The following is a 26,132-nucleotide window of genomic DNA, read 5'->3' on the forward strand; positions in this document are numbered from 1 at the left end:
TTATAAACAAAAAAACTCTGATTATTAATCAGAGTTCTATAAACCTAAAATTCTAACAGTATCTCGAGCAATCATTACTTCTTCGTTAGTTGGAATTACCATAACTTCAACTTGAGAATATTTTGAAGAAATAACTCTATTTTCTTTTGATCTTTGATTATTTCTTTCTTCATCTAGATGAACACCTAAAGCACGAGAACAATCATCAATGATCAATCTTCTTAAATATGCAGCATTTTCACCAACACCTGCTGTAAAGGCAATTACATCAACACCACCAAGTTCAACAAAATAGCTTCCAATATACTTAGAAACAATTCTTGCATATAAAAGACTTGTCAATAAAGCTCTATCATCACCTTTTTTAAATAAAGCATTTTCAATATCTCTTGAATCTGATGAAATTCCTGACACACCAAGCATACCTGATTTTTTATTATATATCTCTAATACTTCATCAGCAGTTTTATTTAATTTTTTACACAAATATGGCATAACTGAAGGATCTACGTCACCTGTACGAGTACCCATCATTACTCCTGCTAATGGTGTAAATCCCATTGATGTATCAATACATACACCATCTTCAACAGCTGAAATACTTGCACCATTTCCTAAATGACAAACAATAATTCTTGAATGTTTTGGATTTCCTAGCATTTCAATTACTGTTTGTGATACATATTTATGACTAGTTCCATGGGCACCATATTTACGCACTTTTAAATCAGTATAATATTCATATGGTAATGGATATAAATAGCGTTCTTGATCTAAAGTTTGATGGAAAGCTGTATCAAAAACAAAAACATGTTCAACATCTGGTAAAGCTTTTTTAAAAGCATTATATCCAATGATGTGAGCTGGATTATGTAATGGTGCTAGCTCAGATAATTCTTCTACTTTAGCAACAACATCCTCATCAACTTTTATTGAATCATTAAAATATTCGCCACCATGAACAATTCGGTGACCACAAGCATCAATATCACTTAATTTTTCAACTACTTTACAATCTACTAAAGCATCTAGTAATAGTTGCACAGCAACACTATGATCTTTAATTGGGCATTCTTTTTGATATTCTTGCCCATTATATTTCATTTCAAAATTTCCTTTTTCTTGTCCAATTCTTTCTACTATTCCTGAAGTAATTACTTCTTCACTAGGCATATTGATCAACTGGAATTTTAATGATGAACTCCCAGCGTTTACTGCCATTACTTTTACCATTAATTTTTCCTCCTCGTATATACATATCACTATTATTTTACATAAATTTTTATGTAAACTCAATATATTTTGAAAGCACTTCCATTTTTTTGCGATAAATACAAGAAAAATTAATGTAATAAATATTTCTATATAATAATATAACTAAACAAAAAAGTAGAAAACCCTAGAAGATTTTCCAGGGCTTTCTATAAGTACTTGGATTATTTTGATTGATTAAAATTAGATGAACTCATTTGCTTTTGGCCCATTTCTACTAATCTTTTAGTGATTTCGCCACCAACAGAACCATTAGCACGAGCAGTTGTATCAGGACCTAAATTAACGCCAAATTCATTTGCAATTTCATATTTCATTTGATCAATTGCATTTTGTGCTCCAGGAACAACTAATTTGTTTTTACTAGAGTAACTTTGTGACATTCCTTTCACCTCCTGACACTTATATTTTGTGTCAGTTTTTTTTAAATATACAACAAATATCTTTTTTTATTTAATAATAATTATAAAAATAAAAACCCTAGAAACACTCTAGGGTTAATATACTTATTTAGAACGATTATATCCATTTGATGAACTCATTTGTTTTTGGCCCATTTCCACTAATCTTTTAGTGATTTCGCCACCAACAGAACCATTAGCACGAGCAGTTGTATCAGGACCTAAATTAACGCCAAATTCATTTGCAATTTCATATTTCATTTGATCAATTGCATTTTGTGCTCCAGGAACAACTAATTTATTTTTACTTGAATAATTTTGTGACATGTATTTCACCTCCTGACAACTATATCTTGTGTCAAAAGTTAAAAAACATACCTGATTTTTTCAATTTTATTTTATTATTTAAAAAATATCATCATTCTTTTTATAATTATCATCAATTATAATTTCTTCAACTGTATCTACACATTCATTTACTAATGTTTCAAAATCAAATTCAGCTTCAAAAGCTTCTGCTTTATAAGATTTTGGTTTAGTAGCTGGTGCTTTAGGTGTAAAGATCGTACAACAATCTTCGTGAGGTCGAATTGAAATTTCATAAGTATCAATTTTAGTTGCAATATCAATAATTTCTAGTTTATCCAAACATAAAACTGGTCTTAAAACTGGTAATTTAACAACTTCATTGATTACTTGCATACTATTTAAAGTTTGTGACGCTACCTGTCCAATACTTTCACCATTGACTAAAGCTAAACAATGATTTTTTAAAGCTATTTTTTCACTAATTCGATACATCATTCTACGCATAACAGTCATTGCATAACTTTCATCACAATGATCATATACGGCTAATTGTAATTTTGTAAAATTTACAATATGAACTTTAATTTTACCATGGGTAAAATGTCTTAACTTATCAACTAAATCTAATACCTTTTCTCTAGCTAGTTCATTTGTATATGGCGGTGCTGCAAAGTGAACACATTCAATATCAACACCTCGTTTTAATGTCAAATAACCAGCTACTGGTGAATCAATTCCTCCTGACATCATCAAAAGGGCTTTTCCACCAACGCCAACAGGATAACCTCCAGCTCCTTTTATAATATTATCCATTACATAAATCGCATCATGACGAATTTCAACAGTAACTAAAATATCAGGATGATGAACATCAACCTTTAATTCTTTACTTGTATGATGGAAAACATAAGTAGCTATTTCACGATTAATATCTTGTGATTTACCAGGAAAATTTTTATCAGCTCGTTTGGTATTAATTTTAAATGTTTTACCACTATTATTTTCAATAATCTGTAATACAGCTTTTTTAGCTAATTCCAATTCTTTTTCCATTTTATAAGCAACTGAAAAAGAATAAATACCAAAAACTGTTTTAAGTTTAGCACAAACAGCATCATGATTAGCGCCATTTAAAATAATATACATTCGATCGTGTTGTAAATCATATGTTAATTGTTTAAATTCCGCTAAAATTTCTTTAGTATTTTTTAAAAGACGATTAGTAAATAATTTTCGATTTTTACCTTTTGTTGTTAGTTCTCCAAAACGAACTAAAATATAATTTGCTTCCATATATTACCTCTGTTTCTTCAATCTAGCCATACTATCTTGTAAATAATAACAAAATTTATCAATATCTTCTTTACTAGTATGTTCACTAAAACTAATTCTAAGCGCACTTGAACTAATGGCTTCATCTAAATTTAATTGTTTCATTATTCTTGAAATATTACTTGTTTTAGAAGAACATGCACTTCGAGTTGATAGATATATTTCTTTAGTTTCTAAATCATGTAAAATAACTTCTGGCTTATAGCCAAGACAAGAAAAATTAATTATAGTATCAATACATACTTTTTCATCACTATTTATTACAACACCATCAATTTCTTTTAAACATTGACGACAATATTGGTTTATTTTTTTTATATGTGCACTTTTTTTATCAAAGTTTTCTAACGCTAATCGCAGTGTTTTTGCAAATACAATATTTGTACATCCATTAGAAGTTCCACCTCGTAATCCAAATTCTTGTTGTCCACCACTAATTAAAGGAACAATTGTTGTTGAACGACGTTTAAACAATAATCCACTGCCCTTTAAACCATAAATCTTATGAGCTGAAAAAGAAGCTAAATCAACATCATTCAAATCAATTGGCAGTTTACCTAAGGCTTGGACCATATCAAAATGTAGTTTAACCCGATCGTGTTTTTTTACAATTTTCTTTATTTTTTCAATTGGATTTATGACCCCAATTTCATTATTAACATACATGATCGATACTAAAATAGTATCATCACGAATACTATTTTCTAACTGTTCTAAAGAAATACAACCACGATTATCAACTGGCAAATAAGTTACTTCAAAGCCAAAAACTTCTTCTAACTCTTTACAAGTTTCGTATACTGAAGAATGTTCGATTGCGGTCGTTATAATATGTTTACCTCGATTTTGATATTGAAAAGCCACACCTTTAATAGCCATGTTATTAGCTTCACTACCACAACTAGTAAAAATAACTTCATCTTCTTTAACATTTAAATAATCACTAATTAATTTACGTGAATGTTCCATTAAACGATTTACTTCGATTCCTTTATCATACATAGAATCAGCATTATAAAAATATTTAGATAATAAATTATGATAAGTATTTAAAACATCTTGATTTAATGGTGTTGTTGCCACATAGTCTAAATATATCATTTTTACCCCCTATTTTATTATATGCAATTAAAACACAAAGTCATGACTTTTGTCTATAACTTTGTGTCGTTTTTATTAATTAACATCTCATAAGAACCTGGTTTAATTTTTTCAATTATATCTACGGCTGTAGTCAAAGCTTTAGTATACTCACCATTTCGATATAATAATTCTGCTTTAGTTAATTCTGTATTTACTTCTAAAAATGATGTTCGATAACGATTACCATAAATAATGGCATCTTCAACCATCTCTGCTGTAACAATCAAATTATGAACATTATCATATAATTTATAGATAACATCTCTAGCCGCGTCTACTTGAACAGATAGACGATTTAAATCAATTGGACGATGACGAATGAACTTTAAGATTTCATCAGCTTTTTGATAAGAGTCATTAATATAATCTTTATATGATTCATTAATCATTGGTAAATGATTATTTTTTATTTCTGATTTAATTTCCAATAAAACAATATTAATATTTTCTAATTCATCTAAAGCTCTTTTTTCTTCTAGACGTAATGAATTTTCTAATTCAATATATTTATTTAATTCATCATCAAATGGTTTACAACGTTCAATTAGTTTTTCAAAGCTTTCAATCATAGCACTATATGAAAAATCATCACTTTCAATAACTGTAGTTATTTTTTCTAAATCATCTAAAATTTCTTTGAAATTCTCATAATCTTCTTTTACAGTAATTTGATAATCTGTCAATAAGTAATTTTCTTGTAATTCTTCAAATGAATTAATAGTCTTTTGTAATCCTTCATCTAGATGACCAATATGCTTATAGCAATTATTACGAGCTTCTTCATATAAATTATAAGCATTTTCTTCTTTTTCAAAATCAGCTGCTAAACTATTTATATCATCAGTCATTGTTTCAATAGCACTACCAACATTTTCTAGATCCAAATGTTTAATCGCTTGAATTGTTTTTTCTAAATCGGTATGAATTATATTATAACGTACAGTTGTATCTAATTTTTCAACTGAAAAATTTCTTTCTCGCATCTCTTTGATCGTTTTATTTAATTCATCTAAACGTTTAGGAATATATTTACGAACTATTGAAATATAAGTAGGCAAATCTCTAATATACGTATTTAACAAATCAATATCTTTATCAATTTCATTTGTTGATACTTTAGCATCATCAAAACGTTGTGTATTCATTAACGTTTCTAATTCTACAAAACGTTGATCGATATCTTCGATCATTGCTGGTACTGCTGGAACAAAATCCTCAATTTTAAATCTAACAGCAGCATAGTCGTCAGTTGTTTTACGATATTTTTCTTTTACTTTAATTATTGCCACTCTTTGAACGTTTTCAATTTCCGTAATCACTTCAATTTCTTTCAAAAGATTTTGAGAACGTTTTTCATAGTCAACGATTAACTCTTTTAATTTATTTATATCTTTACGAATTCCTCTTATTTTACGATAAAATAACCGTTCATCAATATCATTCATCAACGGTGCTATTTCATTGCCTTGTAATTCAAGCAATTCATTAAATTCAAGTTCAAATTCTTCATACTTTTCCATTACATCAGGCATATTTTTACCAATTGATTTAATACGCCCTAAACGATATTGAATCGGTAAAGTTTTAATAGCATTCATATCATTTTCTAAATCAACTATTTCTTTGCGATATGACTTTAATTTAACGATCCAATAAACTAGTAAAACCAGAATAATCACTAGTAAACTTACCCCAACAATAATAATATTTTGGGCCCCAAATTGTTCAATTATATTATCTAAAAAGTCCATTATACATCCCTCTTTTTTATTCTTACTAATAAAGTATACCATAACTGCTATATGTTGTCTAAGTAATATCTTAACTGATTTTAAATTTTCTTTACAAGATTTAATAATTTTGTCATATTATAAATATAGATATATTAAACGGAGGATAAAATGAATAAAAAAATATTAACGCCGCTTCGTTCTTATAGTAATGAGCGAGTATATTATATTTACAAAGAGTATTTACACATGTTTAAAAAACATAATTTTGATGTTATCGCTATTGGTAATATTAGTGATGAAACACTAGATTTTTTGTGTTCTTGTTGTGATGGACTGTTATTAAGCGGTGGCAAGGATCTTGATCCCACATTCTATAATCAGTCATTAAACCCTAAAACAAAGAAAGAAGTTTTAGAATTAGAACAGTTAGAAATGCGATTAATAAAAAAGTTTGCCAAATCAGGCAAACCAATTATCGGTATCTGTCGTGGTCTTCAAAGTATAAATGTTGCTTTTGGTGGTACTTTGATTCAAGATATACTAGAAACCAAAAAATATGATAATCATTTACAAGAACAATTTCCTGGTTATCATCATTTAGTAAGAACTAAAGAAAATACTTTAGTAAATAAATATCTTGGCTCTAGTTTTATGACTAATTCCTTTCACCATCAAGCTATCGATCAAGTTGCACCAGGATTCACTATTTCTGCTTATAGTAAAGATGGTATTATTGAAGCAATTGAAAAAGATAATATTATTGCATTGCAATGGCATCCTGAAAAGATTAATGATGAAATACAAGATCAAATCATGCTTCTTTTTAAAAGTTTATTTGATTAGTTAACTATCTGACTATCTTTTTTATTAGCGACAAACATTGCAATTACCATTAATACCATCGCTAAAAAACGGTTTAAATCGAATGATTCTTGTAATAATAAAGATCCTATATATGTAAAAACTGGATTTAGTCCTAACAAAAAACTTGTTTTAACACTGCCAATTTTTAAAACAGCCTGAAAATAAATAATTTGTATAATAGCAAAACCAATTCCTGAAAATAAAATAAACAATAACCATAAAGATAATGGAATCATATTTAATTGGCTATTATTGTCTATAAAAATATTTAAAATTGTCAATTCAATAAATGCATATAATAAATATTGAAAAGTAAACGGTAAGTTATCATCCTTTTGTAAATGATGTTGCATTATTAAATTACCAATACTATAAAAAATTATTCCACCAATCATCAAAAGATGACCTAGCGACAATTTTGAAAGATCAAAATTAATCGACATAAAAAAAGCAACACAAGCAATTATAACCGCAATGATTTGATTTTTAGAAATGTGCTGATGATAAAAAAGCCATGCCAACAAAACTGTTACTAGTGGTGCTAATGAATTAATAATCGCATTAGAACTGCCAGATATTAAATTAATTCCTGCAAAAGTTAAAATAAAATTTAATGTAATTGAAAATAGCGAAACAACTATTCCTATTTTAAAGGGATAGTTGTTTAATGCTATTTTTTTATATCTCATAATTAAATATACCGCTATTAATGAAAGCAATACTTTCAAATCAGCTAAAAAAAGCGAAGAAGTATGCTCAAGCATATATCTCATTACTAATACATTACTTCCCCATAAAAAACTGGCAAATATTAACCATCCATATAACATATCTATCACCATTATGTATTATTACCAGTTATTTTCTATTTAAAAAAGATATTTAACTATCAACAATAGTCAAATATCTAATGCTTAACTAAATTCATCTATAATTTTTTGTTTATCTGTTTTAAGCTGTTCTATCAAATCATCGATAGAAGGAAACTTTTGTTCCTTACGGATCCGTTTTAAAAAGATTACTTTTGCCATTTTACCATAAACATCCTGATCAAAATCAAAAATATTAACTTCTAATGATATTTGTTTTAATGCTGTAAAGGTTGGATTATAGCCAAGATTAGCCATACCTAAATATTCTTTGCCATCAATAATTACTTTTGAAGCATATACCCCACCTTTAGGTAAGACATAATTATTAGCATCAACATTAATAGTAGGAAAGCCAATTTTATGACCATTTTTTCGACCATGGATTATTAATCCTGAAACCTGATAAGGGCGATTTAATAATTTGGTCGCTAACTCTACTTCACCTTGCGATAAAATTTCTCGCAAAAAAGATGAAGATATTTTATGATGTTCATATTCTAACTTGTCAATAACACTGACTTCATAATTATTTTCTTTATATTTAATTAAAAAATTACAATCCCCTTTACCTTGATTACCAAAATGAAAATCAAAACCACATACAACATGTTTTATTTTAGTTTTAATTAGATATTCATCAATAAACTTATCGGGTTCCATACTAGCAAGTTTATTACTAAAAGATAAAACAAATAAATAATCAAAATCATACTTTTTCATAAAATCAATTTTATCTTCTAAACTCATCAACTGTTTAAAATGCTGATTAGATAAATAAGCTTTAGGTTGGACATCAAAAGTTAATAATCCTTTTTTTAAACCAGTTTTATTGCAGATAGAAATCACTTTTTCAACCAGTTTTAAATGCCCTAAATGCATTCCATCAAAAAAGCCTAAAGCTACACAACTATCTTCTAAATCAAATTTTGATTGTTTATTTAAATAAATAACTTCCATTACCACAAACCTCTAATATTTTTTAGATAACCATTACCGTCTGGTCCATAAATAGCTAAAACTTTATTATTTTGATTATAAATAGCTACTTGATGATTAATCTTAGATTTAATCTTTTTACCATGATATATTATATTTTCATCATCAACAACTAACTTAGGATAATTGCTTAATGCTTCTTCCATTGAAAGCATTTCAAACTCGCCATTTTCAATTTCTTCTAAACTATAACTATCGCTCAATGAAAAATTACCTGATTTACTTCTAATTAAACTATACATATGCCCTGGATAATCAAGTTTTTTAGCAATATCAAAACATAATGAACGAATATATGTTCCTTTTGAACAGCCAACTTTAAACTTAACTAAATTATCGACTATCGATATTAATTCAATATAATCAATAGTTATAACTCGTCTAGGAATTTCAACCGTTTCATTATTACGAGCATATTCATATAGTTTTTTTCCTTTTACTTTAATTGCTGAATGCATTGGCGGAATTTGTTCTTGTTTTCCGACAAAGCTATTTAAGCAAGCTAGTATTTTTTTATCACTAATTGGTACATATTCTTTAGTTGCTGTAACTTGTCCACTAGCATCATAAGTATCAGTAGCGGTTCCTAAACTTAACGTCGCTATGTATTCTTTATTATCTGCTGTTAAAAACTGTAATAGCTTAGTTGCTTTATTAACAGCAACAACTAAGACTCCTGTTGCATCAGGGTCAAGAGTTCCACAATGACCAACTTTTTTTGTTTTAAAAATTTTTCTAATACGATTTACCACATCGTGGCTTGTCATTCCTGCTGGTTTATTTACTATAATTACTCCATCCATTTTATCACCTTCATCATTTTACCTATCTTTTATCTAAATTGCAAATTATTTATACAAAAGTATTATACGTCAGATTTAACTAAAATATCTTTACTAAATTAAATTTTTTTTATAGAATAAACAAGGTGATAAAAAATGACAATGAAAAAAGTTTTAGGATGTATCCGTAAAGCTGATGAAGAATTTAATTTAATTCAAGATGGCGATAAAATATGTGTGGGCGTTTCTGGTGGTAAAGATTCGACATTACTTTTATATTGTTTATCTTTATATAAGAAATTTTCAACTGTAAAATTTGATGTAATTGGCGTTCACATCGAAATGGGTTTTCCTAATATGGATTTTAGTGAAGTTGATGCTTTTTGTAAAAAAAATAATATTGAATTATATCATGAACCAAGTGATGTCTATGAAATTTTAAAACTTAATAAAACACCTGATGGACGATTACAATGTTCATTATGTTCAAAATTTAAAAAAGCTTTAGTTATTGATGGGGCCAAAAAATACAATTGTAATAAAGTCGCTTTTGCTCATCATGGTGATGATGCAGTAGAAACATTATTTATGAATATGTTTTATGGTGGTAAAATTGCGACCTTTACTCCTAAAATGTATTTATCTAGAACTGATATGAATTTTATTCGCCCTCTTGTTTATGCCTATGAATCTGATATAGTCAGTGCTGTAAAAGAAGCAAATGTTCCAGTTGTTGTATCTACATGTCCAGCTGATAAACATACCAAAAGAGAAGAATTCAAACAGCTTTTAAATGATTTATATAAAAAATATCCACAAGCAAAAAACAATCTATTAACCAGTCTATCAAACGAAGAAAATACCATGTTATGGCATAAAACACCAAGAAAAAAATAAACTAATATCCAAGGGGTATATCCCCTTTTTTTGTTAGATATTAGTTAAAGATTTTTGATATAGATTTTTAAAATTAATAGCGATTAATGAAGCGTAGATGTTTAATAATAAATTAGATGAAAAATTATATTCATCATCTAAAAAAATATTTTTATAGACAAAAGAATAGATATCAGTTTTAATGGTAGTAATCAAATAAATCCGTGGTGGATTATTTTTATTGATAATATTTTTTCTTGGTAATATTTTTTCAAAAAATGAACCCGTCGCTGAAAAAACTATTATTAAATCTTGATCAGTAGCATTTTTTAAAATTTGATTTATTTTCTTTGGTTCCATTATTGCAAAAGCATATTTTTTAAACGTCATTAAATCATTAGCCAAAGAAATCATAATTCCTGCTGACTGTTGTAATCCCATTAAATAGACACGTTGATATTTATTTATATCCTGCGTAATTTCGTTTAATAAAGTTCGATCTAAATGTTTTTTTAATAAACTCATTTTATCAATCGATTCATCAATAAAATTAATAACATCATCATCAGTAGTTTGTTTAAAAGAATATTTTTGTGATACAGTTTTCCCTGGTTTATAACTACGGATCAAGATTTTTAATGCTAAAAAATCTTCCAATCCAATCTTTCGACAAAAACGACTAATTGACGCCTTAGAAACATTACAAGCCTTAGCAAGTTCAACAGTTGAAATATTATCTAGATCTTGACTATTTTTTATTATATAATCGGCAATAATATAATTTGTCGATCCGGGTTCTTCTTTTTCTATTACAGCAAAAAGTATACTAGATAAATCCATAATTTTCACCTCTTGTTTTAATCATAGCATAATTGCAAAAAAAAGAAAAATCTTAGGTTACCCTAAGATTTATTTAAAATACTAGCACCACTAGTTTCAATAACTTCTTTATACCAGTCATAGCTATCCTTTTTAGTTCTTTTTAAAGTTCCGGTACCGTCATTATTACGATCAACATGAACAAAACCGTAACGCTTTCTCATTTCACCAGTTCCGGCAGAAACAATATCAATTGGACCCCAATATAAATATCCCATTACTTCAACACCATCTAAAACAGCTTCATAAACATATTTTAAATGATCTTCAATATATTTTTGGCGTTCTATATCATTTATTTGACCATTTTCATCAACTTTTTCATCTAAACCAATACCATTTTCAACAATAAATAATGGTAAATGATAACGATCATATAAAACATTTAAAACATATCGAATCCCTTTTGGATCAATTGGCCAGCACCATGGTTCAGGTGAACATCCAGTAAGATATGGATTTTCTTTACCCACTAAACCACCAGTATTACCACTTAATGAAACTTCATGATCATATGTTGCTGAACGATAATAACTAAATGAGAAGAAATCAACAGTATAATCTTTTATCAATTGTAATTCTTTTTCATCAGTGACCGGTGTACAATCATGTTCTTGCCAGATTCGTTTTACATAACCTGGAATAATTCCTAAACAAAAGGTATCGCCAAAGTAAAAGTTTGCTTTTCTAACTGCATCGTAAGCACCAAAAACATTATCTGGATCACAATTATATGGATATGTTGCTACAGATGAACTTGTAAGCATGCAGCCAACTTTAGCGTCAGGATCAATTTCACGACAAATCTTAACAGTCCATGCGTTAGCAACACAAATATTATAATATGCTTGCCATTTTTCTTTTTCAGTAATTGAACCAATTGGATCGTTTTTATCACTTGGATTAATATTTAAAACACCACCAGCTACCAATGGATTGTTCATCATATTATTTACTTCGTTAAATGTCAACCAGTACTTAACTTTACCTTGATAACGTTTAAAAACTGTTGTTACATAACGATTCCAAAAATCAATTAATTTATGATTGCTCCAACCACCATATTCTGTTAATAAATGTAGTGGTGTTTCATAATGACTTAAAGTTATTACTGGTTCCATTTTTAGTTCAATCATTTTATCAATTAATCGATCATAAAATTCTAATCCCGCTTCATTAGGTGTTTCTTCATCACCATTAGGAAATATTCTTCCCCAAGCAATTGAAGTTCTAAAACAATTAAATCCCATTCCTGCCATAAGTTCTAAATCTTCATTATATCGATGATAAAAATCAATCGCTTCATGAGATAAATAGACTTTATTAGGATCTAATGCCATTTCCCATTTATTTGTAGTATCATTCCATTTTAACCCTGGATCCTTAGAACCAATCCCTACCATAATATCAGTTACATTTGGTTCTTTGCCATCTTCTAACCAGGCTCCCTCACATTGGTTGGCAGCAACTGCTCCACCCCATAAAAAATCTTTTGAAAATTGTTTCATTATTTTTGCCTCCTATATACTAATAAGATATCAGAATTATATATAAGAAAGTTATTTTTTTCATATTTTGTTCACTTGTTTCACAAAATGAAAAAATCATGGTTTCCCATGATTTTATAAATGTTTAATTACAAAATAATTCTTTTTACCACGACGAATTACAGTTGCTTCATTGCCAAAAGCATTAGCTTTACTTACTACAAAGTCAACATCTTTAATTCTTTCACCATTAACTAAAATAGATCCACCATTAACAAATTCGCGAGCTTCACGTTTACTTTTAGCACCACCGCAAGTAATTAAAGCATCTAAAATATTTAAATCTTCATTCACTTCAACACTAGGTACACCTGCAAAACATTCTTTTACTTGCTCTAAAGTTAATGATTGAATTTGTCCAGAAAATAGCATTTTAGAAATATTTACAGCTTCTTCATATGCTTCTTTACCATGCAAGAAAGTAATTACTTCACGTGCTAAAGCTTGGTGTGCTTCTCTTAAATGTGGTTGTTTTTTGTTCTTTTCTTCTAATTCCATTATTTCTTCTGGAGTTAAGAAAGTTAAGAATTTTAAGTAATCAATTACTTTATCATCTTCTGAATTAATAAAGAATTGGTACATTTCATATGGTGATGTCTTTTTACGATCTAACCAGATAGCTTTACCATTAGTTTTACCAAACTTAGTTCCATCACTTTTAGTTAACAATGGCATTGTAAATCCATAAGCTTCTTTACCATCTTTTTTTCTAATCAATTCAATACCAGCAGTAATATTTCCCCATTGATCTTGACCAGCTACTTGCATAACACAATTTTTATTATTATATAACCATTCAAAATCTAAAGCTTGCATAATCATATATGAAAATTCTGTATATGTGATTCCGGCATCTAAACGACGTTTTACGATATCTTTATTCAACATATAATTTACATTGAAATATTTACCATAATCTCTTAAAAAATCAATAAAGTTGATATCTTTAGACCAGTCATAATTATTTACTACTTCAAAACCAAAAATATCTTGTGCTTGTTTCTTTAAACATTTGAAATTATGTTCAACTGTTTCTTTAGTAATCATTGGTCTTTCTGTATCTGGTTTAGGATCACCAATCAAACCAGTTGCTCCTCCAACTAATAAAATTGGATTATGCCCAGCTTCTTTTAATCTTTTAGAAATCAAAAATGATGAAAAATGACCAATATGTAAACTATCACCAGTAGGATCTGTTCCAATATAAAAAGTCATACCACCATTATTTAACTTTTCTTCTAAATCTGGTGAACTAACATCTTTAATTAGTCCACGCCAAACTAATTCATCATAAATTTTCATTAATAAAATCCTCCCTATATAAAATAAAAGAGATTCCATCCTAAAGGACGAAATCTCGCGGTACCACCTTTATTCATACATCTAGTATGCTCTTGATATTGATAACGGAATTACCCGTCTAGACTTTTCATCTAGAGACTCCAGAGTGTATTCATCAGTAGTACATCCTTGTTTCCACCAACCACAAGGTCTCTTAAATGCCTATTTTGACTACTATTTTCCTTCAACGTCGTAATAGAATTATATGCTAAAAAAAATATTAAGTCAACCCGATTATAAAATTAAGTTTTAATATCTTTGTCATAGTTTTATCTGTGAGGTCAACAATATACTTATTAATTTAACTGCTTTTATATTTATGAGATTTGCATATAAATTCTAGATCCATAATCACCTGGTCGCATATCTTCCTCGGTTATTGGTACTTCTGTAAAAGTAATCTTTTTTTCTTTAGTAATACCATTAGTGTATTTAATTTCCATTTTAATTTGATAATTTAAAAGTTCATCTTTAATAAATCTTGTCATATTTTTTTCATTTTTATAATATGACAATTCATCTTTTCCATATGAAAAACTAGTTACTATTTGCATTTTTGCTTGATTATCAAATTGTTTATCATATGGTATCATTAATTCTTTTTTGTGGTTGATCCCAATCCAGTAAATCCAGCCATACTCTTTTATTGATTCTTGGCTATAGTTTGCTTCAGCCAATTTTTTATTAAACTCAACTGATTTTTTAAAAAAGTTTTCAGTATAAAATTGTTCTAAATTATCAGTATGTTCATTATTTTCTTTTAAATGATCAATGTCTTTACTACGTAATTCGTTAAAATGTTTTAAAACTCGATACTCATTACCGTCTTCACAATATTTATTATAATCTCCTTGAAACTCATCAAACGACTCTAAAAGATAAAAATTCAAACTATCACCATTTACAACAGAATATGTTATCTCTTTAATATTATCACCAGTAATAACTATATCAAATGGTAAATATGATTTACCATTAAATCCACTTTCATCACTGTTTATTTTATTACTAACTCTCCACGATATTCCAAACATATCTTCAGTCATATCAATTTGTACTGGTTTTTCTATATTATAATTTTGTTCATTTGCATAAACATTGGTTATAAAATAATCTGGATCAATATTAGTTGTTTCTTTTACATTTTTATCTTTTCTTAAACTAAAAATACCAATTGTTAAACAAATCACTACCGGTACAGCCAAAAATTTATAATACCTTTTAGGATTTTTTTTGCTTTTTAAACACATATCCAATTTTTGTTCAGGAATTATAATACCATCTATAACTTTCTTTAAATCATCTTGTTTCATTTTATATCTTCCCATTCTATTTTTAATTTTTCTCGTCCTCTTTTTAATCTTTGTTTAACCGCAGCTTCTTTAATATGTAATATTTTAGCTATTTCCTTAATTTTATATCCTTGATAATAATACAGATATATAACACCCTTATATTTTGGTGCTAATTTAAATACTAGTTCTTTAAGTTGAATGTCGACATTTTCATTACAATAATATTCTTCATTAAAAGAAGTTACATTTCTTTTCCAATAACTTTTTAAATTATTCTTGCATAAATTAATACTTACTCTTAATAGCCAGCGTTTAAGATGCTCTTCATCATTAAATTTCTTTTGTTTCGATAATTTTAAAAAAGTGTTTTGAACTACATCCAAGGCATCTGCTTCATTTTTCAAGTACAAAAAAGCTGTTTTATATACCATTTCCCGATACCGATAAAAAATTGATTCAAGCGCTTCATTATCCATGAATATCCTCCCTTCACCTAATAAACAATTCAAATCCTTAATTAGTGACAAATAATAAAAAAGACTTTCTTTACGAAAGCCTAATCATCTTTTGTTGAATCACGTTTAATAAACATGTGCTGTACTGCAATTTCTTTTGATTCAATTTCTTCATCTTGTAAAAACTTAGTTAAAAGTCTAACTGCTAATGCTCCCATATCATAAACTGGAACATTCATTGAAGATAGAGTTGGTTTACACATAATCGAATAACTAGTATTCAACATACCAACTACTTCCATTTCATCTGGAATTTTAATTCCATTTTCTTGAGCTGCATTAATTACAGCAACACCATCTTTGTCATAACCACAAAATACTAAATCATGTTTATGAGTTTTAAAATATTCGATAAAGTTTGGATATGTGTTTTCATAATGACTTGAACTTGTTAGAATCTGGTTTGTTGTAAATTCCTTGTTATGCTTTTTATATGTTTCTTTAATTCCTTCAATAATTTCATCACTTTTAATTAAATTTTGTTTTGGTAAAATATAAATAATATCATCTTTACCACGATTTAAATAGCGATCAACAATTTCCTCAGCTGCCTTTTTAACATCAATATAGATTGATCCAATATTTTCACCAGAAATCTTTTTACCAATAACTACAATTGGTAAATTGTATTTAACAATTGAATCAATAGTTTCATCAAGATTATCGTTGTTAAAAAGTATTACACCATCAACACGTGATTTTACTAATCGTTCAGTAACATCAGCAACAGTATTTTCATCACCAATATCATCTGTAGTATACATGTTAATATTGTAATCTAAATGTCTTCCGGTATCACCAATTCCACCAATCATATCTTTAACATGGGCAAACAATGATTGCGGAAAAACAATTGCAATTGTTGTTGTTTTACTCGTCGCTAAGCCTCTTGCTATATCATTTGGTTTAAAATCTAGACGTTCAATTACATCCAAGACTTTTTGCTTTGTCTTTTCTCGGACAACATTAGACCCGTTAATTACCCGAGAAACAGTCGCAAGAGAAACTCCTGCTTCTCTTGCAACATCATAAATAGTAACTTTTTTCATTAGTCTTTTAGATCTTCAATGATAACATCTAATTCATCTTCGATGTCATCAATTACACCATCAAATTCATCTACTTCATTAAAATCCTGGTCTTGAATTTTTGTCTTGATTTCTTTTAATTTAGTAGTTACTTCATTACTTACTTTAGTAACTGATTCTTTAAAATTAGCATATTCTTCACTAGATTTAACTGAAACAGCTAATTCTTCTAATTTTGATTTTACTTCATTAATTTTTTTTCCAGCGTTTTCTTTAAACTCATCAGCATCAAATTCATCAATAGCTAATTTAATTTCATCAATTGTATTATTGATTAATTCTTGAATATCTTCTTTTGAGATATTTTGCGCTTTATCATATAAATCTTTTGATTTATCCTTAATATCTTTTCTTAATTCACTACCTTTTTTTGGAGCACATAACATTCCAATTACGGTTCCAATTCCAATTCCAGCAATTAATTTACCTAATTTCATTTTTTATTCACCTTTCTAAAACAATTTTCTAATAAATCTAATAATCATACCAAATGGGCTAAATTTTGGACGTTCAGGATCAAAGATACTTGCAATAGTTTCAACTGGTACATTCAATAAATCTAGCTTGTATGTAATATCATCCATTACTTTTTCTGCTTTATTTATCGTACTTTGCGCCATTTCAACAGTTTCACCAACTTGTTTAACTGTAGTAGCTGAACGCAATAACAAAATACCTAATGTTACTAGAGCAAATGCACCAGCCAAAATTAAGACACAATAACATATATCGATTGCAGTCATAGCATTACCTCAACTTTCTAAAAATCATTATAACATATTTCTAAATTCTTACATAGATTTTTTTGCGGCAATAACTTTTTCTTCTAGTTTATAAATATCTTTACTAGACATAAATAAGAACACAACATTATCATATTTAGCTAATTCTTTAGCTGCTTCGTCGTCTTCACCGATTACTTTAGAACGAGGTAAGTTTTTAGCAATATCGTAAATATCAATATCGATGCCTTCCTCTTTAACCGCATTTTCAGGGAATGGACAAAAATATGGATAATCCGCTAAATCCATCGCCTGAGCAAACTCAACAGCAAATCGAGCTCCTCTTGAATAACGATCTGGCTTAAACACAGCTACGATTTTTTTACCAGGATATCTAACCCGAGTAGCTTCAATTACATATTTAATTGCTGTTGGATGATGAGCATAATCATCAACATATATATTGTTACCAACTTCAGTAACTGTATACCGTCTTTTAGTACCTTCAAATGTAGCCATTTTTTCTTGCATATATTCACAGCTCATATTTTCTAAATATCCAAGAGTAATAATTGCTAATGAATTATATAACATATGCATTCCATAATATGGCAAATTAAAATGTCCAAATAATTCATTATGAATATATACATCAAATGACAATCCATCATGGTTTTCAATTACATTGACTGCTCTAACATCATTATTGTCATTTAAACCAAATCTCATAACTCTTTTTTTGAAATTGATTTTTTTAATATTTGGATCATCACCCCACACAATTACTGTATCTTTAACTTGATTAGCAAATTTTTCAAAAGATTCAATATATCTTTCTAGATTACCAAAGTAATCAACATGATCTAATTCAATATTATTGATAATTGCATATTGTGGATAATAATGTAAAAAATGATCTTGGAATTCACAAGATTCGGCAATAAAATATTTACTATCTTTAGTTGCATAACCAGTACCATCACCAATTAAAACGGTAGTTTTCGCAAAATCTTTAAATAAATGATAAGCCATACCCGTAGTAGTTGTTTTCCCATGAGTACCAGCAATACTGATAGAAATAAAGTTTTCCATGAATTTTCCTAAAAATTCAAAATAACGATAACATTTAACATTTGGATTTGCTAGTGCTGCTTTTACTTCTTCATGGTCATCACCAAAAGCATTTCCAATTATAACTGTATAGCCATCTTTAATGTTATTTGGATCAAAAGAATAAATAGGGATATTTCTCTTTCTTAATTCATCTTCAATAAAAATATATTTATCAATATCACTACCACAAACATCATTTCCTAGTTCATGAAGGATTTCGGCTAATGGCGCCATCCCTGAACCTTTTATACCTATAAAATAATACATATTGTCACCTCACCATCTCATTTTAGCACAATTTATGATAAATGTATTTAATAGTCAAGAAAAAATTATTACTTTTTAATGATAGAAAATGATTAAAAGTATTAAACTTTTAATCATTTACAACTATTAAATCCTTAGAATAACTATTTAATACTTGGCATCCATCTTTAGTAACTAAGACTAAATCTTCAACTCGAACACCAAATTTACCAGGTAAATAAACACCAGGTTCAATAGAAAAAGTCATTCCTTCTTTAACTTCTAAATCAAAATTAACTGAAACATCACCATATTCATGAACATCTCTACCAATGAAATGTCCTAAACGATGATTAAATTCTTTTCCATATCCAGCTTCACTAATAATATCACGTGCTGTTTTATCAATGTCGCAAAGTTTTACGCCAGGTTTGATCATTGCTTCAGCTGCTTCATTAGCCTTACGAACTAACTGATAAACCTTTTTAGCTTCTTCACTAACTTCTTTGTAAAATACTGTTCTTGTCATATCTGAACAATAACCATGGTATTTACAACCCATGTCAATTATTACACTATCTCCTGGTTTTAATTGACTATCATCATTTTCATGATGAGGATTAGCACCGTTAGCCCCAAAAGCTACAATTGGCTCAAAACTATTTCCAGAAGCGCCAAGTTCTTTATAAATATCTTCTAACTGATCAGCAATTTGTTTTTCTGATAAACCAGTACCAACTAATTTGATAATTTTGTCAACTGCTTTATCATTGATTTTACTTGCTTCAATCATTAATTCTTGTTCTTCTTTATCTTTGACCATTCGAACATAATCAACACATTTAGAACCATTGACAAATTTTGTATCTGGCATCTTTTCCATTAAACTAAGTAAAAAGTGAGCACTCCAATGTTTATCGACACCAACAGTTTTAGCTCCAGCTATTTTACTTGCGATACTAGCTGTTGGATCATCGGTATCACTATGCCATGCAATTTCAATTCCTAAATCATTTTCCACAAAGAATAGTTTATTGAAAAATAAACAATGATCACCATTAGCCCCTAGCATTAAAACATACATTCTTTCTCCAGGATTATTAACATAATTAATTAAATAATCAATTGATGATGGTTCACTAATTAATAAATAATCCAGATTATTTTCTTGCATGTTTTTTACAACTTCATTAATTCTTTGCTTATTCATCTTCAATCACCGCAATCTTTAATTCATCTAATTGTTCTTGATCAACAACACTTGGAGCCTTAGACATTGGACAAACTGCACTAGCATTTTTAGGGAAAGCAATTACTTCACGAATATTTTCACTACCAGTTAAAATCATTGCTAAACGGTCTAATCCTAAAGCAAAACCACCATGAGGAGGTGTTCCATATTGGAAGGCTTCTACAAACCATCCGAATTGACTTTCAATTCGTTCTTGAGTAAATCCTAATGCTTTAAAAGCACGTTCTTGTAAATCTTGTTCATAAATTCTTTGAGATCCACCACCTAATTCAAAACCATTTAAAACAATGTCATAAGCATCAGCTAAACAATGAGCTGGATCATTTTCAATTTTATCAATATCTTCTTCTTTAGGTCTTGTAAATGGATGATGTACTGCATAATAACGATTAGTTTCATCATCAAATTCAAACATTGGGAAATCAACTACCCATAAATATGCAAATTCATTTGGATCATATAATTTTAATTCCTTACCTAAATGATTACGTAATGCTGCAAGAGAACTACAAACAACATCATATTTTACATCACTTACAAATAACAATAAATCATCATCATTAGCAGCCATTGCTGTTAATAAACGTTCCATTTGTTCATCATTAAAGAATTTAGCAATAGGACCTTCCCCTTTACCATTTTTAACTTTTAACCAAGCTAATCCTTTAGCTTTATATGTTTTTACAATATCTGTTAATTTATCAATAGCTTTACGAGAAAAATTATTAGCTTGACCTTTAACATTAATACCTTTTACATAACCATTAGCTTCTAACGCTGATTTAAAGACCATAAAATCAACATCTTTAACTGTTTCATTAAGATTTACTAATTCTAAACCAAAACGAATATCAGGTTTGTCGATCCCATATTTTTCCATAGCTTCATGCCAAGTCATACGAGGTAATGGCAATGAAATTTCAATTCCTTTGACATCTTTCATTACTTGAGCAATCATTTGTTCTCCTAAAGTAATGATTTCATCAGTTGTCATAAAACTCATTTCAACATCAATTTGAGTAAATTCAGGTTGACGGTCAATACGTAAATCCTCATCTCTAAAACAACGAGCAATTTGATAATATCTTTCAAATCCAGCAACCATCAATAATTGTTTAAATAATTGTGGTGATTGTGGCAAAGCATAAAATGAACCATTATGAACCCTTGAAGGAACTAAAAAGTCTCTTGCTCCCTCTGGTGTTGAACGATTTAAATATGGTGTTTCAATATCGATAAAATCATGTTCATCTAAAAAATTACGAATACTGCGTGTAATTTTATGACGAGTAATTAATTTTTCTTGCATTACTGGTCTTCTTAAATCTAAATAACGATATTGCATTCTAGCATCGTCACTAGCATCAGTTTCATCAGTTGTATAAATTGGGGTAACTTTTGCTGTATTGATAATATCAATACTAGTTACTTCAATTTCAATATCACCTGTTGGTAAATTAGGATTCTTAGAACTTCTTTCAATTACTTTTCCAACAACGTGTAAAACATATTCATTTTTTATTTCACGAGAAATTTCTTCCATTGATTCATTTAATACAATTTGGGTAATCCCATAACGATCACGTAAATCAATAAAAACTAAAGCTCCTAAATTTCTCTTTTTAGCAACCCAGCCTTTTAATTCAACTGTTTTACCAACATCACTAATTCTTAATTCACCATTATTGTGAGTTCTATTCATGACTATGTCCCTCCATATGATCTTCAATATACGCTACAATATTTTCAATTGGTACTACATCTTGTGTTTTTGAATGAGTACATTTAATATTTACAACTTCTTGTTCAACTTCTTTATCACCAATGATCATTGCAAAATGACTATTTAAACGATCAACAGTTTTAAATTGAGCCTTCAATGAGCGATCTTGATAATCCATATCAACAGTAAATCCATTAGCTCTTAACATAGTTGTAATTTGCATTGCTAAATCTTTAGCAGCTTTACCTAATGGCATAACATAAACATCTAAACCATCTTCTTCTTGTAACTGATCATCCATAGCAATTAATAATCTTTCCATACCAAAAGCAAAACCAACACCTGGAGCTTCTGGTCCACCTAATTCTTGAACTAAACCGTTATAACGACCACCACCGCCAACAGTTGAACCAGCTCCTAAACGCGGATCATCAGAAATAACTTCAAATACTGTATGACAATAATAATCTAAACCTCTAACTAAATTAGGATCAACTACATATTCAATTTCTAATTCGTCTAATAATTGACATACTTTTTCAAAATGAGCTTTACTATGTTCATTTAAATAATCTAATGTTTTTGGTGCTGTAGCCATCGCTGGATGATTACGATCGACTTTACAGTCGAGAATTCTAAGCGGATTAGCTTCATAACGATTTTTACAATCACTACATAATTCATCTAAATATGGCGCAAAGTGAGCTTTTAACGCTTCACGATAAGTATCACGACTTTCATTATCACCTAATGTATTAATATGTAGTTTGACACCTTTTAATCCTAAAGCTTTAACTAAAGTTACAGCCATTGTCATACATTCAACATCTAAATATGGTGATTCATAACCAATCATTTCTACCCCAAATTGATGGAATTGTCTTTGACGACCATTTTGAGGTCTTTCATAACGAAACATTGGACCAATATAATATAACTTACTAATTTTATCAGGATTAGCATACATCTTATGTTCAACATATGCTCTAGCTACTCCAGCTGTTCCTTCAGGACGTAAAGTAATAGAACGCCCTTTTTTATCAGCAAAAGTATACATTTCTTTACTAACAATATCTGTTGTATCACCTACTGAACGGCAAAATAAATCAGTATGTTCAAAGATAGGGGTTCTAACTTCTTTAACATTATAATTAGCACAAATTGTTCTAATTAGCTGTTCTAATGTTTGCCATTTATTACTTTGTTCTGGCAAAATATCTACAGTTCCACGTGGCGCTTTATAATTCATCTTTTTCCCTCCTTAATAATATAAAAACGTCCTTAAAAATAAGGACGTTAACTAACGCGGTACCACCTTAATTCGTGTTTTTTGACACGCACTCTTGTCTTAACGCAACAAACGTTTACTCCTACTGTCTTTCAAAGTAACTCCTCCCAAGTGTCCCATAATCTTCTTTTAAATACTTTCACCAGCCGTATTTTCTCTACATAAAAGAATTAATTATTTAATCTTGTTCATCGGATTAAAATGATTATATATAAAATTTTAAAAAAAAGCAACCCATATTAATTTTGAGTTACTTTTTTATTCAAAATTATCAGTAAATAAATAAAAATCTCTCATTTATCAACTAATGAATAATTCTTTTTATTTCATAGATTCCCTGGATACGATCAATATTATCAATTGCTTGTTGTAATCTTGAAGCATCCTCAACAGATATTTTCAATTTTATGATTGCTTTCATATCTACAATATCAGCATTAATTTTTAAAATATTGATTTTCATTTGTCCAAGAGCCGTTACAACATCATTTAACAAGTTAGGACGATCCAACCCAACAATTTCTAAATCAGCTTGAAATCTCATAGTAGTAATTGATGCAAAATCCCAATAAACATCAATTAACCGAGCTTGAATATCCGGCTGCTGGATATTAGGACAATCTTTTCGATGAACTTTAATTCCTTGTCCTTGAGAAACAAAGCCGATAATGTCGTCACCAGGGATTGGATTACAGCACTTAGATAATTGAATTTTAAGACCATCGATTCCTTTTACAACTACCCCAGAACTATTTCTAGCTGATTGCATCCTTTCATTAGCTTGATTATTACGTTGTAGCATTTTAGAAATACTATCAAAAAAGCCAGATTTTTTAGGAGCAACACGATCAAGAACATTCATAACAGGTAAACTTTTCTTACCAATGAAATATAAAATATCATCAAAGCTACGAGCTCCAAAAGATCCTAAAAAAGTCTTATAAGTATCACTATCCATATATTTCTTTTCATCTAAACCACGTTTACGAATCTCATCGCGAAGAATTTTACGACCATCTTCAATAACATCTTTTTTAGTTTCGGCTTCACGTTTAGCGATAAATTGACGGATCTTATTTCGAGCACCAGCTGTTCGTACAAATTTTAACCAGTCTTCACTTGGACCTGGTGATTGTTTATTTGTTTTAATTTCTACAACATCACCAGTTTTTAATTTTGTATCAATTGGCACCATAACATTGTTTACTAAAGCACCAACTGCTTTATGACCAACTTCAGTATGAATACGATAAGCAAAATCAATCGGTGTAGCCCCATTTGGCAATTCAACGATTTTTCCTTGTGGTGTTAATACATAAACATTTGCTTCAAAAATATCATGTTTTAATGAATCATAATATTCTTTAGCATCACCATCTTTAATATCATCACTTAAAGAAATAAATTCACGTAACCATTGCAGCTTTTCACCAATTTCCTGTTGTTCTCTTTTAGATGAATACCCACGGTTTTCTTTATAGCGCCAATGAGCAGCTACCCCAAGTTCTGCTAACTCATCCATTTCTTCAGTTCTAATTTGGATTTCAAAAGTATTACCATCTTCACCAATTACAGATGTATGCAATGATTGATACATATTAGGTTTAGGCATTGCAATATAATCTTTAAAACGACCTGGAATTGGACGATATTGATCATGAATCAACCCTAAAATACTATAACAGTCCATCTTATCTTTAGTAATTATTCTTAAAGCATATAAGTCATATAGTTCATCAAAACGTTTCTTTTTTACAAACATTTTTTTATAAATACTATAAATCGACTTAGCTCGTCCTAAGATTCGATATTGATAGTTATTTTCTTTCAGCATTTTTTCAACTGAAGCCATCATCTTAGCAACAGATTCTTTACGTTCTTCTTGTTTAGTTGCTAATAATTTAGATATTTCATTATAAGCAATCGGATCTAAATAATACAAACTTAAATCTTCTAATTCCGTTTTAATATCATTAATCCCTAAACGATGAGCAATCGGTGTATAAACCTCTAAGGTTTCTCGCGAAATCTTTTTTTGTTTTTTAGGTGGCATATACTGCAAAGTTCGCATATTATGCAACCGGTCTGCAAATTTAATTAAAATAACTCGAATATCTTTAGCCATCGCAATGTATATTTTACGATGATTTTCTGCATAGACATCAGCTTCATCTTTAAATGGCATTTTACCAATTTTAGTAACTCCCTCTACTAGACTAGTAATCTCTTCACCAAATTGATCAACCATTTCTTCATGGGAAACGCCACAATCTTCCATGACATCATGTAATAAACCAGCAGTTATTGTTGCCGGACCGGTTTGTAAAGTAGCCAAAATATAAGCAACCCAAATTAAATGATTAGTATATGGTTCCCCGCTTTTTCTTTTTTGTCCAGCATGTTTTTCCATAATATAATCATAAGCACGATTGATTAGAGCAATGCTGTCTTGATTTGTAATATATTTACCACATACTTCTAAAACATCATCAATTGTTACGGTATCGCCAGCTCCTTTAAACTCTGCCATATTTTCACCCCCT

The 26,132-nt window shown here is 29.0% G+C and carries 24 protein-coding genes and 2 other annotated features; of the genes, 2 read left to right on the forward strand and 22 right to left on the reverse strand.

Annotated features, from left to right (window positions below; translation table 11 throughout):
* Nucleotides 1-36 precede the first annotated feature (36 nt).
* The 6 genes from B5F09_RS00580 to B5F09_RS00605 all read right to left on the reverse strand — a co-directional run bounded on the left by B5F09_RS00580 (nt 37) and on the right by B5F09_RS00605 (nt 6,208).
* The gene (locus B5F09_RS00580; RefSeq protein ID WP_087370533.1) at nt 37-1,233 is read right to left on the reverse strand and encodes an acetate/propionate family kinase; all 1,197 of its coding nucleotides are present in this window, start codon (nt 1,231-1,233) and stop codon (nt 37-39) included.
* 203 nt (nt 1,234-1,436) lie between these two features.
* Complete coding sequence (locus B5F09_RS00585; RefSeq protein ID WP_087298438.1) at nt 1,437-1,655, reverse strand: alpha/beta-type small acid-soluble spore protein; 219 nt, start codon at nt 1,653-1,655, stop codon at nt 1,437-1,439.
* Between the two features lie 123 nt (nt 1,656-1,778).
* The gene (locus tag B5F09_RS00590) at nt 1,779-2,000 is read right to left on the reverse strand and encodes an alpha/beta-type small acid-soluble spore protein (protein ID WP_087298437.1); all 222 of its coding nucleotides are present in this window, start codon (nt 1,998-2,000) and stop codon (nt 1,779-1,781) included.
* A 78-nt stretch (nt 2,001-2,078) separates the two neighbouring features.
* Nucleotides 2,079-3,275, reverse strand: a complete 1,197-nt coding sequence (gene thiI, locus B5F09_RS00595; protein ID WP_087298436.1) for a tRNA uracil 4-sulfurtransferase ThiI — start codon at nt 3,273-3,275, stop codon at nt 2,079-2,081.
* A 3-nt stretch (nt 3,276-3,278) separates the two neighbouring features.
* Nucleotides 3,279-4,415: a cysteine desulfurase family protein gene (locus tag B5F09_RS00600; protein WP_087370535.1), complete on the reverse strand. Its 1,137-nt coding sequence runs from the start codon at nt 4,413-4,415 to the stop codon at nt 3,279-3,281.
* Between the two features lie 53 nt (nt 4,416-4,468).
* The gene (locus B5F09_RS00605) at nt 4,469-6,208 is read right to left on the reverse strand and encodes a septation ring formation regulator EzrA (protein WP_087370539.1); all 1,740 of its coding nucleotides are present in this window, start codon (nt 6,206-6,208) and stop codon (nt 4,469-4,471) included.
* A gap of 150 nt (nt 6,209-6,358) precedes the next feature.
* Here B5F09_RS00605 and B5F09_RS00610 point away from each other — a divergent pair, with 150 nt between their 5' ends.
* The gene (locus B5F09_RS00610; protein WP_087370542.1) at nt 6,359-7,033 is read left to right on the forward strand and encodes a gamma-glutamyl-gamma-aminobutyrate hydrolase family protein; all 675 of its coding nucleotides are present in this window, start codon (nt 6,359-6,361) and stop codon (nt 7,031-7,033) included.
* Here the strand turns inward: B5F09_RS00610 and B5F09_RS00615 are convergent.
* The 3 genes from B5F09_RS00615 to truB form a co-directional block, all read right to left on the reverse strand.
* Nucleotides 7,030-7,884, reverse strand: coding sequence for a DMT family transporter (locus B5F09_RS00615; RefSeq protein ID WP_087370545.1), 855 nt, complete (start codon nt 7,882-7,884; stop codon nt 7,030-7,032). The two genes, B5F09_RS00610 and B5F09_RS00615, sit on opposite strands and share 4 nt — an antisense overlap.
* Nucleotides 7,885-7,968: 84 nt before the next feature.
* The gene (locus B5F09_RS00620) at nt 7,969-8,883 is read right to left on the reverse strand and encodes a bifunctional riboflavin kinase/FAD synthetase (RefSeq protein WP_087298431.1); all 915 of its coding nucleotides are present in this window, start codon (nt 8,881-8,883) and stop codon (nt 7,969-7,971) included.
* A complete protein-coding gene (gene truB / locus B5F09_RS00625) occupies nt 8,883-9,725 on the reverse strand; it encodes a tRNA pseudouridine(55) synthase TruB (protein WP_087370548.1) in 843 nt (280 codons plus the stop codon). The genes B5F09_RS00620 and truB overlap by 1 nt, the downstream gene beginning before the upstream one ends.
* A 135-nt stretch (nt 9,726-9,860) precedes the next feature.
* Here truB and B5F09_RS00630 point away from each other — a divergent pair, with 135 nt between their 5' ends.
* Nucleotides 9,861-10,601 carry an ATP-binding protein gene (locus B5F09_RS00630; protein WP_204215145.1) on the forward strand — a complete coding sequence of 247 codons (741 nt, stop codon included), beginning with the start codon at nt 9,861-9,863 and terminating at the stop codon, nt 10,599-10,601.
* A 33-nt stretch (nt 10,602-10,634) separates the two neighbouring features.
* On the opposite strand, the gene B5F09_RS00635 is transcribed toward B5F09_RS00630, so the two are convergent.
* From B5F09_RS00635 to B5F09_RS00695, 13 genes are all read right to left on the reverse strand, one after another.
* A complete protein-coding gene (locus tag B5F09_RS00635; protein ID WP_087370551.1) occupies nt 10,635-11,420 on the reverse strand; it encodes a MurR/RpiR family transcriptional regulator in 786 nt (261 codons plus the stop codon).
* Nucleotides 11,421-11,482: 62 nt separating this feature from the next.
* The gene (locus B5F09_RS00640; protein ID WP_087370555.1) at nt 11,483-12,967 is read right to left on the reverse strand and encodes a glycoside hydrolase family 1 protein; all 1,485 of its coding nucleotides are present in this window, start codon (nt 12,965-12,967) and stop codon (nt 11,483-11,485) included.
* A gap of 114 nt (nt 12,968-13,081) precedes the next feature.
* Nucleotides 13,082-14,308: a tyrosine--tRNA ligase gene (gene tyrS / locus B5F09_RS00645; RefSeq protein ID WP_087298427.1), complete on the reverse strand. Its 1,227-nt coding sequence runs from the start codon at nt 14,306-14,308 to the stop codon at nt 13,082-13,084.
* Between the two features lie 40 nt (nt 14,309-14,348).
* Nucleotides 14,349-14,544: a binding site (T-box leader), on the reverse strand.
* 120 nt (nt 14,545-14,664) lie between these two features.
* Nucleotides 14,665-15,660 (reverse strand): hypothetical protein, encoded by a 996-nt coding sequence (locus B5F09_RS00650; protein WP_087370558.1) that lies wholly within the window; start codon nt 15,658-15,660, stop codon nt 14,665-14,667.
* A complete protein-coding gene (locus B5F09_RS00655) occupies nt 15,657-16,118 on the reverse strand; it encodes an RNA polymerase sigma factor (RefSeq protein WP_087370561.1) in 462 nt (153 codons plus the stop codon). Before B5F09_RS00655 ends, B5F09_RS00650 begins: the two co-directional genes overlap by 4 nt.
* A gap of 80 nt (nt 16,119-16,198) precedes the next feature.
* Nucleotides 16,199-17,206 (reverse strand): LacI family DNA-binding transcriptional regulator, encoded by a 1,008-nt coding sequence (locus B5F09_RS00660; protein WP_087298424.1) that lies wholly within the window; start codon nt 17,204-17,206, stop codon nt 16,199-16,201.
* Entirely contained in the window at nt 17,206-17,682 is a 477-nt protein-coding gene (locus B5F09_RS00665; RefSeq protein WP_087298423.1) for a YtxH domain-containing protein, read from the reverse strand. Before B5F09_RS00665 ends, B5F09_RS00660 begins: the two co-directional genes overlap by 1 nt.
* Before the next feature lie 15 nt (nt 17,683-17,697).
* Complete coding sequence (locus B5F09_RS00670; protein ID WP_087298422.1) at nt 17,698-17,988, reverse strand: DUF948 domain-containing protein; 291 nt, start codon at nt 17,986-17,988, stop codon at nt 17,698-17,700.
* 48 nt (nt 17,989-18,036) lie between these two features.
* Nucleotides 18,037-19,347: a UDP-N-acetylmuramate--L-alanine ligase gene (murC, locus tag B5F09_RS00675; RefSeq protein WP_087370567.1), complete on the reverse strand. Its 1,311-nt coding sequence runs from the start codon at nt 19,345-19,347 to the stop codon at nt 18,037-18,039.
* Between the two features lie 109 nt (nt 19,348-19,456).
* A complete protein-coding gene (locus B5F09_RS00680; RefSeq protein ID WP_087298420.1) occupies nt 19,457-20,536 on the reverse strand; it encodes a Xaa-Pro peptidase family protein in 1,080 nt (359 codons plus the stop codon).
* Nucleotides 20,529-22,280, reverse strand: coding sequence for an aspartate--tRNA ligase (aspS, locus tag B5F09_RS00685; protein WP_087298419.1), 1,752 nt, complete (start codon nt 22,278-22,280; stop codon nt 20,529-20,531). Before aspS ends, B5F09_RS00680 begins: the two co-directional genes overlap by 8 nt.
* Nucleotides 22,273-23,550 (reverse strand): histidine--tRNA ligase, encoded by a 1,278-nt coding sequence (gene hisS / locus B5F09_RS00690; protein WP_087298418.1) that lies wholly within the window; start codon nt 23,548-23,550, stop codon nt 22,273-22,275. Before hisS ends, aspS begins: the two co-directional genes overlap by 8 nt.
* A 37-nt stretch (nt 23,551-23,587) precedes the next feature.
* Nucleotides 23,588-23,790, reverse strand: a binding site (T-box leader).
* 103 nt (nt 23,791-23,893) lie between these two features.
* Nucleotides 23,894-26,119, reverse strand: coding sequence for a bifunctional (p)ppGpp synthetase/guanosine-3',5'-bis(diphosphate) 3'-pyrophosphohydrolase (locus B5F09_RS00695; protein WP_087370571.1), 2,226 nt, complete (start codon nt 26,117-26,119; stop codon nt 23,894-23,896).
* Nucleotides 26,120-26,132 lie beyond the last annotated feature (13 nt).

This window comes from Erysipelatoclostridium sp. An173 (assembly GCF_002160495.1).
GTDB classification, from domain to species: Bacteria; Bacillota_I; Bacilli_A; order Erysipelotrichales; family Coprobacillaceae; genus Thomasclavelia; species Thomasclavelia merdavium.

Coding starts and splice junctions, on each gene's coding strand:
- B5F09_RS00580 (WP_087370533.1), bottom strand. CDS start 1,233: ATGGTAAAAGTAATGGCAGTAAACGCTGGGAGTTCATCATTAAAATTC.
- B5F09_RS00585 (WP_087298438.1), bottom strand. CDS start 1,655: ATGTCACAAAGTTACTCTAGTAAAAACAAATTAGTTGTTCCTGGAGCA.
- B5F09_RS00590 (WP_087298437.1), bottom strand. CDS start 2,000: ATGTCACAAAATTATTCAAGTAAAAATAAATTAGTTGTTCCTGGAGCA.
- thiI (WP_087298436.1), bottom strand. CDS start 3,275: ATGGAAGCAAATTATATTTTAGTTCGTTTTGGAGAACTAACAACAAAA.
- B5F09_RS00600 (WP_087370535.1), bottom strand. CDS start 4,415: ATGATATATTTAGACTATGTGGCAACAACACCATTAAATCAAGATGTT.
- B5F09_RS00605 (WP_087370539.1), bottom strand. CDS start 6,208: ATGGACTTTTTAGATAATATAATTGAACAATTTGGGGCCCAAAATATT.
- B5F09_RS00610 (WP_087370542.1), top strand. CDS start 6,359: ATGAATAAAAAAATATTAACGCCGCTTCGTTCTTATAGTAATGAGCGA.
- B5F09_RS00615 (WP_087370545.1), bottom strand. CDS start 7,884: ATGTTATATGGATGGTTAATATTTGCCAGTTTTTTATGGGGAAGTAAT.
- B5F09_RS00620 (WP_087298431.1), bottom strand. CDS start 8,883: ATGGAAGTTATTTATTTAAATAAACAATCAAAATTTGATTTAGAAGAT.
- truB (WP_087370548.1), bottom strand. CDS start 9,725: ATGGATGGAGTAATTATAGTAAATAAACCAGCAGGAATGACAAGCCAC.
- B5F09_RS00630 (WP_204215145.1), top strand. CDS start 9,861: ATGACAATGAAAAAAGTTTTAGGATGTATCCGTAAAGCTGATGAAGAA.
- B5F09_RS00635 (WP_087370551.1), bottom strand. CDS start 11,420: ATGGATTTATCTAGTATACTTTTTGCTGTAATAGAAAAAGAAGAACCC.
- B5F09_RS00640 (WP_087370555.1), bottom strand. CDS start 12,967: ATGAAACAATTTTCAAAAGATTTTTTATGGGGTGGAGCAGTTGCTGCC.
- tyrS (WP_087298427.1), bottom strand. CDS start 14,308: ATGAAAATTTATGATGAATTAGTTTGGCGTGGACTAATTAAAGATGTT.
- B5F09_RS00650 (WP_087370558.1), bottom strand. CDS start 15,660: ATGAAACAAGATGATTTAAAGAAAGTTATAGATGGTATTATAATTCCT.
- B5F09_RS00655 (WP_087370561.1), bottom strand. CDS start 16,118: ATGGATAATGAAGCGCTTGAATCAATTTTTTATCGGTATCGGGAAATG.
- B5F09_RS00660 (WP_087298424.1), bottom strand. CDS start 17,206: ATGAAAAAAGTTACTATTTATGATGTTGCAAGAGAAGCAGGAGTTTCT.
- B5F09_RS00665 (WP_087298423.1), bottom strand. CDS start 17,682: ATGAAATTAGGTAAATTAATTGCTGGAATTGGAATTGGAACCGTAATT.
- B5F09_RS00670 (WP_087298422.1), bottom strand. CDS start 17,988: ATGACTGCAATCGATATATGTTATTGTGTCTTAATTTTGGCTGGTGCA.
- murC (WP_087370567.1), bottom strand. CDS start 19,347: ATGTATTATTTTATAGGTATAAAAGGTTCAGGGATGGCGCCATTAGCC.
- B5F09_RS00680 (WP_087298420.1), bottom strand. CDS start 20,536: ATGAATAAGCAAAGAATTAATGAAGTTGTAAAAAACATGCAAGAAAAT.
- aspS (WP_087298419.1), bottom strand. CDS start 22,280: ATGAATAGAACTCACAATAATGGTGAATTAAGAATTAGTGATGTTGGT.
- hisS (WP_087298418.1), bottom strand. CDS start 23,550: ATGAATTATAAAGCGCCACGTGGAACTGTAGATATTTTGCCAGAACAA.
- B5F09_RS00695 (WP_087370571.1), bottom strand. CDS start 26,119: ATGGCAGAGTTTAAAGGAGCTGGCGATACCGTAACAATTGATGATGTT.